The organism is Demequina ureilytica, assembly GCF_048553575.1.
Lineage (GTDB): Bacteria > Actinomycetota > Actinomycetes > Actinomycetales > Demequinaceae > Demequina.
Map to the genome: position 1 here is coordinate 89,149 of NZ_JBLZIE010000004.1, position 13,616 is coordinate 102,764.

General features: G+C 70.4%; 11 protein-coding genes. 5 read left to right on the forward strand and 6 right to left on the reverse strand.

Going from position 1 to position 13,616, the window contains the following annotated elements; all coding sequences use genetic code 11:
- The first annotated feature begins 131 nt into the window (after nt 1–131).
- Nucleotides 132–1,985: a bifunctional copper resistance protein CopD/cytochrome c oxidase assembly protein gene (locus ACNI3K_RS12535; protein ID WP_419392245.1), complete on the forward strand. Its 1,854-nt coding sequence runs from the start codon at nt 132–134 to the stop codon at nt 1,983–1,985.
- A 37-nt stretch (nt 1,986–2,022) separates the two neighbouring features.
- Here ACNI3K_RS12535 and hemW read toward each other — a convergent pair whose 3' ends face one another.
- Together hemW and lepA are read right to left on the reverse strand one after the other, a co-directional pair.
- Nucleotides 2,023–3,255 carry a radical SAM family heme chaperone HemW gene (gene hemW, locus ACNI3K_RS12540; RefSeq protein ID WP_419392246.1) on the reverse strand — a complete coding sequence of 411 codons (1,233 nt, stop codon included), beginning with the start codon at nt 3,253–3,255 and terminating at the stop codon, nt 2,023–2,025.
- A gap of 2 nt (nt 3,256–3,257) precedes the next feature.
- Complete coding sequence (lepA, locus tag ACNI3K_RS12545; protein ID WP_419392247.1) at nt 3,258–5,111, reverse strand: translation elongation factor 4; 1,854 nt, start codon at nt 5,109–5,111, stop codon at nt 3,258–3,260.
- Between the two features lie 149 nt (nt 5,112–5,260).
- Here lepA and ACNI3K_RS12550 point away from each other — a divergent pair, with 149 nt between their 5' ends.
- From ACNI3K_RS12550 to ACNI3K_RS12565, 4 genes are all read left to right on the forward strand, one after another.
- Nucleotides 5,261–6,943: a putative bifunctional diguanylate cyclase/phosphodiesterase gene (locus ACNI3K_RS12550; RefSeq protein WP_419392248.1), complete on the forward strand. Its 1,683-nt coding sequence runs from the start codon at nt 5,261–5,263 to the stop codon at nt 6,941–6,943.
- Between the two features lie 9 nt (nt 6,944–6,952).
- On the forward strand, nt 6,953–7,492 hold the full coding sequence (locus tag ACNI3K_RS12555) for a type II toxin-antitoxin system PemK/MazF family toxin (RefSeq protein ID WP_419392249.1): 540 nt from the start codon (nt 6,953–6,955) through the stop codon (nt 7,490–7,492).
- A gap of 72 nt (nt 7,493–7,564) precedes the next feature.
- A complete protein-coding gene (gene rpsT / locus ACNI3K_RS12560) occupies nt 7,565–7,825 on the forward strand; it encodes a 30S ribosomal protein S20 (protein ID WP_419392250.1) in 261 nt (86 codons plus the stop codon).
- Between the two features lie 79 nt (nt 7,826–7,904).
- A complete protein-coding gene (locus tag ACNI3K_RS12565) occupies nt 7,905–8,606 on the forward strand; it encodes an EAL and HDOD domain-containing protein (protein WP_419392251.1) in 702 nt (233 codons plus the stop codon).
- Here the strand turns inward: ACNI3K_RS12565 and holA are convergent.
- From holA to ACNI3K_RS12585, 4 genes are all read right to left on the reverse strand, one after another.
- Nucleotides 8,588–9,571, reverse strand: a complete 984-nt coding sequence (gene holA, locus ACNI3K_RS12570; RefSeq protein ID WP_419392252.1) for a DNA polymerase III subunit delta — start codon at nt 9,569–9,571, stop codon at nt 8,588–8,590. The genes ACNI3K_RS12565 and holA overlap by 19 nt on opposite strands.
- A 4-nt stretch (nt 9,572–9,575) precedes the next feature.
- Nucleotides 9,576–11,867, reverse strand: a complete 2,292-nt coding sequence (locus tag ACNI3K_RS12575) for a ComEC/Rec2 family competence protein (protein WP_419392253.1) — start codon at nt 11,865–11,867, stop codon at nt 9,576–9,578.
- Nucleotides 11,864–12,643 (reverse strand): ComEA family DNA-binding protein, encoded by a 780-nt coding sequence (locus tag ACNI3K_RS12580; protein ID WP_419392254.1) that lies wholly within the window; start codon nt 12,641–12,643, stop codon nt 11,864–11,866. Before ACNI3K_RS12580 ends, ACNI3K_RS12575 begins: the two co-directional genes overlap by 4 nt.
- Before the next feature lie 97 nt (nt 12,644–12,740).
- Entirely contained in the window at nt 12,741–13,604 is an 864-nt protein-coding gene (locus ACNI3K_RS12585) for a DegV family protein (RefSeq protein ID WP_419392255.1), read from the reverse strand.
- Nucleotides 13,605–13,616: the final 12 nt, after the last annotated feature.

The window sequence follows — 13,616 nt, forward strand, 5'->3', positions numbered from 1 at the left end:
GTTGTGACGGGCGACTCCGGCCCGCCCGGACCGGCCGATATCACCCTTAATGCGACGTTTTTCCAGGTTAAGGTAGGTCCGTGCCGCTGTCCAACGGTCGGCCCCCGCGGCCACCTCCTTCTCTCCGACCGGTGCTGCTTGCCTCGACCGCAGTGACCGGCGCCGTCCTCGGAGTCATCCTGGCGAGCGCGCTGCCCGACGGAGCTGCGAGCGCGCTGCCGGGCGCGCTCGGGGACGGACCCACCACCCTGCGTGTGCTCGCCCGCGTCATCCGTCTCGGAGGCCTCATCACGCTCGTGGGGGGCACTCTCGCGGCGATCTGGGTCATCGAACCGGGTGCACCCGGACTGCGAGGCCGCGATCGCTGCCTGCGGATCGCCGTCTTGGGTGCGATCGGCTGGGGTACGGGGGCCGCGCTCGAGCTGGTCGCCGTGTGGGCCACCATCTCGCCCTCGACCGGCCTCGACTCCGAGGTGCTGCCGGCGCTGCTGAACGCGCGCGTGGGCTCGACGCTCGCCGCCCAGGTGCTCCTAAGCGCGATCGCAACAGCGATGCTGATCGTGCTGGCGCCGGTCGGGACGTCGGCGGAAGCCTCAGGGCTCGCCTCGGGAATCGCGGGCATCTCCGTAGCGGTCTACGGCGGCCACGGGGCGCTCGACGCTGCGCACCAGCTCGCGGGAGCAGCGATCGCCCTGCACGTGATCGCTGCGGCCATGTGGGCTGGCGGCCTGGTCGCGACCCTGCTCGTACTGCCGCTCACCACCGACGCGACGGCCGCCATCAGGAGGTTCGGGGCGCTCGCGCTGTACTGCGCGATGGCGGTCGCCGGAGGCGGCATCGCGGCCGGGGTCCTGATGAACGACCCCGCTCGGCTCACCGAGAGCCGCTATGGCTGGCTGCTGATCGCCAAGGCGGCTGCGCTTGTCGGCGCGATCTCCCTCGCCTGGATCGCGCGCAGACGGATGGTCATCAGCGGCGACAGCGCCGCATCGGCGGCGCGCATCGTGGCCGGTGAAGTGGGGTTCTTGGGGCTCGCCGTTGGCCTCGCGGCGGTGCTGGCGCAGAGCGCACCGGCGGCCCCGCCGGGTCTGACGACGATGGACCCTCTGCTCCAGCCACCCAGCGCGGTGACCCTCGCCACCCTGGCTCCCGACCCCTGGGGAATCGCGACTGCCGTCATCCTCGTCGTGCCATATGTGGCGGCCCTGCTCACCCTGCGTCGGCGCCGAGACTCGTGGCCGATGGGGCGCACGGTCGCGTTCATTGGCGGGGTCGTGGTGCTGCTGCTCGTCACCTGTACTGGCGTGGGTGCGTACGCCGATGTGCTGCTGAGCGCGCACATGGTGCAGCACATGGCCATCAACATGGTCGTGCCGATCCTGCTCGTCCTGGGAGCGCCGCTGTCGCTCGCTCTGCGCACCCTGCCACCGAGACCGAGGGCCTCCCTCCTCGGCGCCACCCGGTCGCGTCCGATCAGGGTGCTGCTCCATCCCGTCGTCGTCACGACCTTGTTCACTGCCAGTCTCTTTGCCATCTACTTCACGCCCGTGTTCGCCGATCTCATGGCCACGCATGCCGGGCACAGCTTCATGCTCACCCACTTCCTCATCACCGGTGCGGCGTTCTTCTGGATGCTGCTGGGCGTCGACCCCGACCCGCACCGTCCGAGCGCCCCTGCCCGCCTGCCCCACATCGCGGCCTCGATGATCGCGCACACGGGCTTCGCGGTCGTGCTGGTCTTCGGCTCCACCGTGATCGGGCTGGAGTGGTTCAGCCTGCAGGCGCCGCTGTGGGCCGTATCCCGTCTGGAGGACCAGTCGCTTGCAGGCGGGATCGCGTGGGGCGTCGGCGAGTTCGTCATGGCCGGTGTGCTGATCTTCGTACTGGTGCGGTGGTTCTCGGCGACCGAGCGCACCGAGGCCGCTCGTCGGCGCCAGGGACGGCGCGCGCACGCCAAGCCCGACACGCACTCGCCTGTCAGCTGACGGCCCACCGCCGAGGTCCACGCATCGCGGGCCTCGGTCAGGTCAACGCGCGTACGGCCGCGTCGGCCAGCAGGCGGCCGCGCAGCGTGAGCCGCAGCGTGCCGGCGATGGCCGCCCGGCCGTCGAGCACGCCGTCAGCCACCAGCGCCGCAACCTGCTGAGAGCGCGGCTCGGGCAGATCCTTGACAGGCAGGCCTTCTGACAGCCGCAGGCGCAGCATCACGGACTCGAGCGCGAGATCCGCCTCAGTCAGCGGCTCACGTTCGGCCTCAGGGCTCTCGCCAGCGTGGAGGCGCTGCGCGTAGACGCGCGGCAGCTTCACGTTCCACCAGCGCTCGGCGGCGACCACCTCGCCTGCGGGGCCGATGCGCGGGCCCAGGTAGCTGTGCGCACCAGGCCCCACACCCCACCAGTCCTGGCTTGTCCAGTACGCGATGTTGTGGCGGCACGCATCGGAAGGAGTGCGCGCCCAGTTGGACACTTCGTACCAGGCATAGCCCGCCTCCGTGAGCCGCGCATCGGCCGCCTCGTACATGTCTGCCTGGGTATCCGGGTCGACCGCCTCGATCTCGCCCCGCCGCAGCTGCATTCCCATGCGGGTCCCCGGCTCGATCACCAGGGCATAGGCGCTGACGTGGTCGGGCCGGAGCGCGATCGCGGCGTCGAGGCTCGCCTCCCAATCAACCAGGGACTCTCCCGGGGTGCCATAGATCAGATCGAGGCTGGTCGCGAGCCCGGCCTCCTTCGCCCAGGTCACGGCGCGCTCGACGTTCTCTGGTCGGTGCGTGCGGTCGAGGGTAGCCAGCACGTGAGGAACGGCGGACTGCATGCCGAACGACACGCGCGTGAAGCCGGCCGATGCGAGGGCATCCAGGGATTCGCGCGTCACCGAGTCCGGGTTGGCTTCCGTCGTCACTTCGGCGTCGGCGGCAAGGCCCCAGGTGCCCCGCACGCCGTCGAGCAGCGCCGCCAGGGCTCCCGCGTCGAGCATCGTCGGGGTACCGCCGCCCACGAACACCGTGCGGGCCGGGCGGTCGTCGCCGGCCATCGCGGTGCGCGCATGCGCCATCTCCCCGAGCGCCGCTCCCACATAGTCGTCACGAGACGAGAACTCGCTCTCGCCGGGCGCGTAGGTGTTGAAGTCGCAGTACCCACACCTCACGGCGCAGAACGGCACGTGGAGGTAGACGCCGAAGTCGCGCGTCGCGCTGTCCGAGTGAGACCGGGCCGGGGCGTCGGGCAGGGCCTGGGCGAGCGAGCCGTCGCCCACGACTACTTCTTCTTGCCCTTGGCGGAACCGTCGTCGGACGTAGACAGGGCCGCGATGAACGCCTCCGGCGGCACCTCGACGGAGCCGATGTTCTTCATGCGCTTCTTGCCGGCCTTCTGCTTCTCGAGCAGCTTGCGCTTGCGGGAGATGTCGCCGCCGTAGCACTTGGCGAGTACGTCCTTGCGGATGGCGCGGATGGTCTCGCGCGCGATGATCCGGGCGCCGATCGCGGCCTGAATGGGCACCTCGAACTGCTGGCGGTCGATCAGGTCCTTGAGCTTGCCCACCATGGACACGCCGTACGCGTACGCGGCGTCCTTGTGCACGATCGCGCTGAAGGCGTCGACCTGCTCGCTCTGGAGCAGGATGTCGACCTTGACCAGGTCGGATGCCTCCTCGCCAGCGGGCTCGTAGTCGAGGCTCGCGTAGCCCTTGGTGCGGGACTTGAGCTGATCAAAGAAGTCGAACACGATCTCCGCGAGCGGCAGCGTGTAGTGCATCTCGACGCGGGTCTCGCTGATGTAGTTCATGGTGCCCATCTGGCCGCGGCGCTCCTGGCACAGCTCCATGACGGACCCGATGAACTCGCTCGGGACCAGGATCGTGGCCTTCACAACGGGCTCGCGCACCTCGGCGATCTTGCCGCCCGGGAACTCGGACGGGTTGGTAACCGTGATCTCCTTGCCGTCCTCCATCTTGACCGTGTAGACCACGTTCGGGGCGGTGGAGATCAGGTCGAGATTGAACTCCCGCTCGAGCCGGTCGCGCACGATTTCGAGGTGCAGGAGTCCCAGGTAGCCGCAGCGGAAGCCGAAGCCCAGTGCGACAGAGCTCTCGGGCTCGTAGACCAGCGACGCGTCGTTGAGCTGCAGCTTGTCCAGGGCGTCGCGCAGCACCGGGAAGTCCGAGCCGTCGAGCGGGAACAGGCCCGAGTAGACCATCGGCCGGGGGTCGCGGTACCCGCCGAGTGACTTCTCCGCCCGGCCTTTGGCTCGCGTGACCGTATCTCCCACCTTGGACAGGCGCACGTCCTTCACGCCGGTGATGAGGTAGCCCACCTCGCCGACCCCCAGGCCCTTCGTGGGAACAGGCTCGGGCGAGATGACGCCGATCTCGAGCAGGTCGTGCGTCGCGAGGGTCGACATCATGGCGATCTTCTCGCGGGGCTTGAGATCGCCGTCGACCACGCGGACGTAGGTGACCACGCCGCGGTACGAGTCGTACACGGAGTCGAAGATCATGGCGCGGGTGGGGGCATCCGGATCGCCAACCGGGTGCGGGATGTCGCGCACCACGCGGTCGAGCAGCTCGGACACGCCCTCGCCGGTCTTGCCGCTCACACGCAACACGTCATCGACGTCGCAGCCGATGAGCTGCGACAGCTCGGCTGCGTAGCGATCGGGATCCGCCGAGGGGAGGTCGATCTTGTTCAGCACCGGGATGATGGTGAGGTCGTTCTCCATCGCCAGGTAGAGGTTGGCGAGCGTCTGCGCCTCGATGCCCTGCGCCGCGTCGACCAGCAGCACGGCGCCCTCGCACGCCGCGAGCGAGCGCGACACCTCGTACGTGAAGTCCACGTGGCCAGGCGTATCGATCATGTTGAGGGCGAACGGGCTGCCGTCCACGTCCCACGGCATCCGCACTGCCTGCGACTTGATGGTGATGCCACGCTCGCGCTCGATGTCCATGCGGTCGAGGTACTGCGCCTTCTGCAGGCGCTCCTCGAGGACACCCGTGATGCCGAGCATGCGGTCGGCAAGAGTCGACTTGCCGTGGTCGATGTGCGCGATGATGCAGAAGTTCCGAAGGAGCTCCGGCGCGGTCGCGGCAGGCACGATGCGGGGATCGGTGGTCACGGTGGTGGCGGTTCCTCGGGTCGAGTGATGCGGATCCCCCATCCTCCCATGCCCCGGCCCGGGCTCATGCGACGGAGGTTCGTGCCGATAGAACCTGATGACGGCGGAAAGAACCCGCCCTCATGACCGTGACACAAGGGGGGCACGGGATGGCGCACCACGAAGACCTTTTCGACCAGACGTTCCAGCACTCGCCCATCGGCATGCTCATTGCGGACGCCGACGGCAAGGTGGTGTCCGTCAACCGCGCGTTCACTCACATCTTTGGGTACGTTGGATCAGCGCTGCTCGGCCAGCAGGCCGATGCGCTCACTCACCCAGACGACCAGGCTCACGAGCGCGAGCTGGCCGAGCACCTCGTCGCCGGCCTGCAGCCCTCGTATCAACTGAACAAGCGCATCTTGCATCGCTCGGGTGACGTGGTGTGGACGCGCTCGACTGTCTCGAGAGTGGTGGACGCCTCGGGCACCGAGCACTTCATCTCTCAACTCGAGGACGTGACCGAGGCGCACAAGGCCAAGGCCCTCCTGACGCGCCGCACGCTTCACGATCCGCTCACCGGCCTCGCCAACCGTGCGCTGGTGCTCGACCGGCTCGCATGCTCGCTGGCTGCGCACCACGAGCGCGACACGACGGTCGCATGCCTGTTCCTCGACGTCGACCACTTCAAGCTGGTCAACGACTCGCTGGGGCACGAGGCCGGCGACACGCTCCTGGTCGAGCTCGCCCGTCGCATCCAGCGAACAGTGCGCCCCGGGGACACCGTCGCGCGGCTCGGAGGCGACGAGTTCGTGGTGGTGCTGGAGGACATCCCGACCCAGGAGGCGGCGCAGGAGCTGCTGACGATCGTGTCCGCAGCCGTGCAGGCACCGGTCCTGATCGAGGGGCACGAGGTGGTGCCGACCGTGAGCGCGGGACTCGCGCTCGCCGAGCACCACATCACCGCGGAGACCCTCCTGCGCAACGCGGACACCGCCATGTCGCACGCCAAGCGCAGCGGCCGCAACCGCATCGAGGTCTTCAGCCCCAACCTGCGCGAGTCCGCTCTGGTGAGATTGTCGATCGAGGCGGAGTTGCGGACGGCAATCCGCGAGGGTGAGCTCGTGGTGCACTACCAACCGATCGTGAATCTCGAGACGCGCGAGACCGTGGCGGTCGAGGCGCTCGTGCGTTGGGACCACCCCACGCGTGGCCTGCTGCTCCCCCACCACTTCATCGACATCTGCGAGGACGCGAACCTCGTGGTGCCGCTGGGGGCGTTCGTCCTCCACGAGGCATGCCGGTTCATCGCGGAGCAACCGGAGTACGAAGGCCGAGTGCTCGTCAACGTGTCGACGCGCCAGATCGGCGGCGCGGACCTCGCCCGCGTGGTCCGGGAGGCGCTCGACGCCACCGGAATTGATCCGGCCCGGCTGGCCCTCGAGATCACCGAGTCGGGGATGCTGCTCGCGACCCAGGCGGCGCACGCCGACATGTCGGCGCTGACGGACATGGGAATCGACCTCATCATCGACGACTTTGGGACCGGGTACTCCGCACTGTCCTCGGTTCTCCAGAACCCCGTCGCCGGGCTCAAGCTAGCGCGGGAGTTCACGCTCCGGCTCGGAGACCGGTCCACGGGAGACCGCATCTCCACGGCAGTGGCCACGCTGGTCGACAGCCTGGGGATGTACGGCGTGATCGAAGGCATCGAGACCGAGGCGCAGTACCGCCAAGCCCTCGGTCATGGCTGGAAGCTGGGGCAGGGATTCCTCTTCGCGTACCCGGCACCGGCGGAGCAGGTCGCGGCCACGTTGCGCGACCAGGCTTCACAGCCCGCTCCCGTTGGCTAGGGTTCGCCTGTGGAGCCCGCTGTCATCCTGCTCACGCTGGCGGTCATCGCCGCGCTGGCGCTCGTGCAGCGCCGCCGGCGGCGCGACCACGAGAGCGCGAGGCGGGATGCGCCCGGTCGCCGCTCCGGCGCACCACGGTCCCCCTATCCCGGCGACTTCGACGGGCACGTCGATGTGCGCTACGCCCCCGCTCGCAATGGCCTACCCGATCCGGGTGAGGTCGTTTGGACGTGGGTGCCGTTCGAGGAGGATCACTCGCGCGGCAAGGACCGGCCCGTGCTGCTGATCGGTCACGACGGGCCGTGGCTGCTGGCTATCCAGCTGTCCAGCCGGGACCACACCGACGACGCCGCACACGAAGCTTCCCGGGGGCGTCACTGGCTCGGAATCGGCGCGGGACCGTGGGACGCACAGCGGCGTCCCTCGTCCGTTCGACTCGATAGGATTGTCCGGGTCGACCCCGGTGGTGTGCGGCGCGAAGGTGCGATGCTGGCACGCCGGACGTTCGACGACGTCGCACGTTCGCTTTCAGCGCTGCATCACTGGTAGCATAGGAAGCCGTGTGTGAGCGCGTCTCGTGCTCCACTCCCCAATTTCCACCCTCATCGTCAAAGGACCGTCGTGGCAAACATCAAGTCGAAGATCAAGCGGATCGGCACGAACGAGAAGTCGCGCCAGCGCAACGTCGCCGTGAAGTCGGAGCTCAAGACCCACGTGCGCCGCGTGCGCGAGGCCGTCGCAGCAGGCGACAAGACCGCCGCTGAGTCCGCTCTCAAGAGCGCCTCGATCAAGCTGGACAAGGCTGCATCGAAGGGCGTGATCCACCAGAACCAGGCGGCGAACCGCAAGTCGTCGCTGGCCAAGAAGATCGCCTCGCTGTAGCAGCAGCTAGCGCCAAGAGCCCCGACTCGCCGACGTGGCGTGCGGGGCTCTTGTCATTCGTGTCGATACTGTCCACTACGTGACACGCCCCCCGGACGCGCCGCGCCCCTGGCACCTGCCCGCATCGGGCCGCCATACTGGCCCATCCCGCCGCGTGCTCCTGGGCCGCCAGGGCATCTTCACGCCCCAGCGTGACCTCTTCGCCTACGAGCTCCTGTTCCGCGCTCCAGGCAGAGTGGGCTTACGAGTCGACCTGTGGAACGCCCGCCAGCAGGACCGTGCCACCGAGCACGTCGTCGCCGCCGCGTTCCACACCGAAGGGCAGCCGCCCCTGGATCGCCTGGCCTTCGTCAACTTCACCCGCAGCTACCTCATCGAGCGGGACTGGATTGGCTTCGATCCGAACCAAGCCGTGATCGAAGTCGTCGAGTCGGCCTTCGCCGACGACGCGTTGCGCCATCGTGTGCGTTCGCTGCGGGAGGATGGCTACCGGATCGCCATCGACGACTTCGTCGCGACCACCTCGCAGCTCGCGCTTCTCGAGCACGCCGACTTCGTCAAGATCGACGTCCGTGACCTGGCCGCTCGCGGACCCGAGCTGGCCGCCGCCGGCAGCGACCGCGGATGCACGATGATCGCGGAGCGCGTGGAGGATGCAAGCACCATGGCGTGGTGTCTCGACCTCGGCTTCGAGCTCTTCCAGGGCCATGGCTTCGAGCCCGCGATCATCATGGACCGCGGTTACGACTCACGCGACGAGCTTCACCCGGCCGCCAGCTGAGCCACTCGCCTCACAGCGCGCTCCATCGCGAAATGCGGTGCCCGCCCGCCGCCCTTGATGTCCGCGTCGGCCTCGGCAATCACCTCGATCGCCTCGCCAAGCGTCTCTGCGGTCCAATGCCGGAGATCGCGTCGAGCCCGATCCACCTGCCACGGGGGGATGCCTAGGTCCTTCGTCGGGTCAAGCCTGCGCCCGCGCGACGCCCCCACCTTGGCGAGGGTGCGCAGCTTGGCGGCGAGCGCGGCCGTGAGGGGCACAGGGTCGACTCCCGACGACAGCGCGTGCCGCGTCAGCGCGATGGCCTGGCGCACGTCGCCGACGATCGCGGCATCGGCAACCGCGAACGCCGTCGCGTTGACCCTGGTGCCGTAGTAGCGGCCGACGGCCTCGTCGTCGACGGTGCCCTCGACATCGTTCATCAGCTGCTGACAGGCGGCGGCGAGCTCTGCGATGTCTCCCCCGACCGCGTCGAACAGGCGGCGGGCCACAGCGGCCTGAATGGGCCGGCCCGCCCGCTCGAACTCCGCCCGGACGAAGTCCACGAGCTCGGCGTCCTTCTTCACAGCGGGGCAGGTGTACTCCGGCACGCTCGCCTTGCGCAGCGTGTCGAGCAGCCGCTTGCCCCGCACGCCGCCCCCGTGCACGATGACCACCACGACGTCGGCCTCGGGTGACTGCGCGTAGGCCAGCGAGTCACTCAGGAACTCGTCGTTCATGGCCTCCGCGCCGCGCACCACCACCAGGCCGGGCTCGTCGAACAGCGACGGACTGGCCGCTGCAAGCAGGGCGCCGCGCGAGTATGCGCCGGCGTCCAGCGCGGTGATCGCCACGCCCCGCCCCATCGCGTGGTGAATCTGCTCGACCGCGCGTTCGGCGAGCAGCGACTCCGGGCCGCTAACAAGTACGAGCGGGGCGGGCTTCGCGCGGTGCCAAGTGGGTTCGGCTGCGCGGGTGCGGGGCGGCATGGCACTAGCGTGCCACGTCCGTCGGACACGTTGACCACGCGAGTGCCCCCGCCACGGTGGCCACCTGGATGTCGCCGCACGTGTCGGTGCGAAGCACCGCGTGCGCATGTGCGCCGTAGAGCGCCAGCGCCGCTGCTGTCGGATGACCGTGGGGGTTGTCTCGTCCGGCGGACACGAGCGCGACTGGCGCGTCGATGACCGCGGCGAGCTCGGGAACCTGGTCCGCAGAGCCGTGGTGCGCGACCTTCACCACATCCACGCTGGCGCCACCCTTGAGCGTATCCAGCAGCTCGCGCTGGCCACGGGTCTCCAGGTCCCCGAGCGCGAGCACCGAGGTGTGACCCGCAACGCCCTGGACCACCACGCTGGCGTCGTTGCTCTCTGCCTGGGCGCGCTCGTGAGCCGTCGACAGCACTGTCAGCGCCACGGCTCCCAGGACAGCCCGCCGGCCGCTCGGGGGAACCTCGACCTGCGCCCCGGCGTCACCGAGCACGCGAGCCGCGGGCCCCTGCGCGCCGGCCGCAGACACCCACGCTGCCTCGACGCGTGCCTGGCTCAGCACGGACACGACCGCACCGTCGTGATCCTGGTGCGGGTGGGTGAGCACCAGCAGCGGCACCCGTGCCACTCCGTGCCGGCTCAGGCATGCCGCCGCACCGCCGCCGGGCGGGCCCGTATCGATCACCACCGCCGCGTCGGACGCAGCTCTGAGCAGGATCATGTCCCCCTGCCCCACGTCGCACATTGCGATCTCCCAGCCCTCCATCACCGGCCGCTCTGCCTGGCGCGGGACCCCGAGTCCGACTCCGATGAGCGCGCAGGCGCCAACGACGGCCGCCGCGCGTCTGCCGACGTGATCGGCTGTGGTGGCGATGATGAGGAGCGCGGTGAGGGCGATCGCCAGCGACACGCCCAGTGGGCCCGGTGCCCACGGAAGCCACGATCCGGGGGCGCTTGATGCGGCGCGCGCCACGGCGGCGATCACCGACGCCGATGCTCCCGCGACGGAGGCCATCAGTGTCGCGGCATCGATGCTGAAGACCGCGAGCACGAGCGTTGCCGCGCCGGTGAGCATGGTCGGCAGCACGGCGAGCCCGGCCACCAGATTCGCCAGCACCGCGTAGGGGCCCAGCCTGGGCTCGATCACGAGCAGCATGGGGGTCACCGCCGCTTGCGCGGCGATGGGGATGGCCGCCACCCTGGCGAGCGTTGGTGTGACCGCGTGCGCGAGCACTCCTGCGACCCGCGGGGCCCACAGCACGATCGCGGCGACGGCCACCACGGACATCCCAAAGCCGAGCGAGCGCGACAGCTGAGGCTCGAGGATCAGGAGAACGATGACGCTGGTCGCGAGGGCCGCGAGACCACGCGCCGGCCGTCCCCACCCGGTCGCGAGCGCGACGGCGACCGCCATGCCGAGCGCACGCAGGACCGAGGACTCGGGTCCGACCAGCGCAGCGAACGTGGCGGCGACGACGAGGATCGCCGCCGCGCGCGCCGTGCGCGGGGCACGCAGCGCGGAGAGCCCCGCGCTGCACGCCATGATGAGAATCGCGAAGTGCGCACCCGACACCGCGGTGAGATGGGCGAGCCCCGCGACGCGCATGTCCTCCACCTGCGACGCAGACATGGTCGACGTGTCCCCCACCACCATCCCACGCACAAGACCCCGCGACTCGTCACCGAGCGATGCGGTGGCGCGTGTGAACCGCTCTCGCCAGGTGACCAGCGCGGTGGGCGGGGCCGCGGCCACCTGACGCGCGTCCCACGCGATCGCCGCCCCCGGCCCCCGGTCGGAGGCCGTCCACCTCGCTTCGACGAGCAGCCTCTCGCCGCGGCTGGTGGGCGAGTCCAGCGACACCACGACGGGAGCGTCCGCAGCGATCCACGCCGCGCAGGCGGGCGGCTCACGGCACTGCGGGCGCCACGCGGCAACGGAGGCCGCGACCCGGTGTCGCTGCTCGCCATTCCAGCCCCGCATGGGCGCCACCTGGCCGGTCACCTCGATCCACGCGTCGGTCTCAGCCGCGGTAACGAGCTCCGTCCCACCGATGGCAGCCCGGTGGCCCTCCGCCGTGGCCACCAGTCCCACCGCCAGCACCACCGTGCCGAGCAGCGCGCTCAGCGCCGCCGTGCGCGAACGCGACCTCACGGCGACCACCGCCATCGTGACAGTCACCGCAACCAGCGCGATCACGAACCAGGGCGGTGGCGCCCATCCTGTGGTGAGCACCAGCGCGGCCGCCCACGCGGCGAGCGCAGCGGGAACCAGGCGCGCGTCGTGGACCGTGCTCACGCGACGGCGGCGTCAGCCAGGCCCGCGACGAGCGCGTCGCCCACGCCGCTCACGCGGGCCAGATCCTCGACGGACGAGAACGGCCCCTGCGCGTCCCGGTCGGCCACAATGCGTGACGCGAGTACCGGCCCGATTCCCGGCAGCTCCTCGAGCTCTTCGGCTGTCGCGGAGTTCAGGTCCACAGGCGCTGCCGGGTCCGCCGCTGCCGGAGCCTCTCCCACCACCGGGACGTGGACCTGCTCGCCATCGTGGGGTTGCCGAGCGAGGTTCACGGCGGCGAGGTCTGCCTCGGGTGTCGCACCGCCCGCGCGCTCGATCGCGTCCGCGATGCGCGCATCGGCGGGCAGCTCGACCAGACCAGGCTCACCGACAGCCCCGCTGACGTGCACGATCACGCCATCCCCGTCCGCGTCTGCCGTCGGGGTCGCTAGGGCGGGCTCTGCGGCGGTGCCCCCGTCGTCGAGCTCGTGCGACACCGAGGCGACCGCGGACGACTGCACGTGGGCCGGCAGCGCCGGCTCGGCCTGCGCCGCCCACCACGCGCCGATTCCCAGCAGGGTCAGCGCCACGGCCGCAGTGACGGCGACGCGCGGCTCCAGGCGCCAACGCACCCGTGTCGCGTCATCGGCGATCTCCCTGCCGTAAGCCGCGGCGTAAGCACGCGACGCCACCCGGGCGGCGCTGTCGGCCCAGCGTTCGGACACCTCGCTGCCCGGCGGGCGGGCCAGCGCGTCGCGATCGTCGGCTGAGTTCTCGTCAGGGGTGTTCCTGGGCACACGAGCACGCTAGGTCGCCGCCCCTTGGGGATGCGCACGCATGCGGCGCGCACGGTGCAGCACCCGTGTCAGCGACGAGCTGGGGACGGGTGCGAAGTCAGCGGACCCGGTCGGGAAGGTCTGCGACCACAGCGGCCAGCGTCCCCGGACCGGTGTGCACGGCGAGGACGGCGCTCACGGACGTGCGCACGAGCATCGCGAGCTCCGGGTGGCGTGCCTCGAGCTCACCTGCCGCCTGGTCTCCGTAGTCGCCGGCCCCCAGGGCCAGGACGGCCGATGCGGGGTGCGCCATCTGCACCATCGCCGCCTCGGCGCGCGCGAGCACGGCAGCGCGCGCGCGATGCGTGCTCCGCACGCGCTCGACCATCTCCACCTCGCCGCCGATCAACTCGAGCACCGGCCGCACGCTGAGGACCCGGCCCACCGCGGCGACCGCGGGCGACACGCGCCCTCCGCGCTGCAGGAAGTCAAGCGTGTCGACGGTGAACACGCAGGTGGCGCCGCGCGCGACCCGCTCGGCCTCCGCGGCGACCTCGTCCGGACCAGCGCCCTCGCGCGCGAGGGCCGCCGCCGCCACTGCGGCGAAACCCGTCGCCATGGCGAGAGTGCGCGAGTCCACCACAGTGACCGGCACGTCGGCGCGGGCCGCAGCCGCCTGCGCGCCGTTGACGGTGCCGGACATCTTGGACGAGATGAGCACGGCGACCACATGCGTCGCGCCTTCGGCGGCGGCCCGAGCGAAAGCGTTCTCAAACGCCCCCACCGAGGGCTGCGAAGTGCTCGTCTCGCGACCTGACGTGAGCGCGTCGAGCACCTCGTCGGGACCGATCTGCTCGCCCTCGTCGCGCGCGCGCCCGTCGATCACGACCTGGAGCGGTACTACCCCGATCCCCCACTTCCGCGCGAGCTCGGGCGGCAGCGACGCAGCCGAGTCGGTGACGACGGTGACGGGTCCGGGCATGACAGTCAGCGT

What these genes read in the sequence shown, in the direction of transcription:
- holA (WP_419392252.1), bottom strand. Translation starts at nt 9,571, where the DNA reads ATGCCGCCCCGCACCCGCGCAGCCGAACCCACTTGGCACCGCGCGAAG.
- ACNI3K_RS12585 (WP_419392255.1), bottom strand. Translation starts at nt 13,604, where the DNA reads ATGCCCGGACCCGTCACCGTCGTCACCGACTCGGCTGCGTCGCTGCCG.
- ACNI3K_RS12550 (WP_419392248.1), top strand. Translation starts at nt 5,261, where the DNA reads ATGGCGCACCACGAAGACCTTTTCGACCAGACGTTCCAGCACTCGCCC.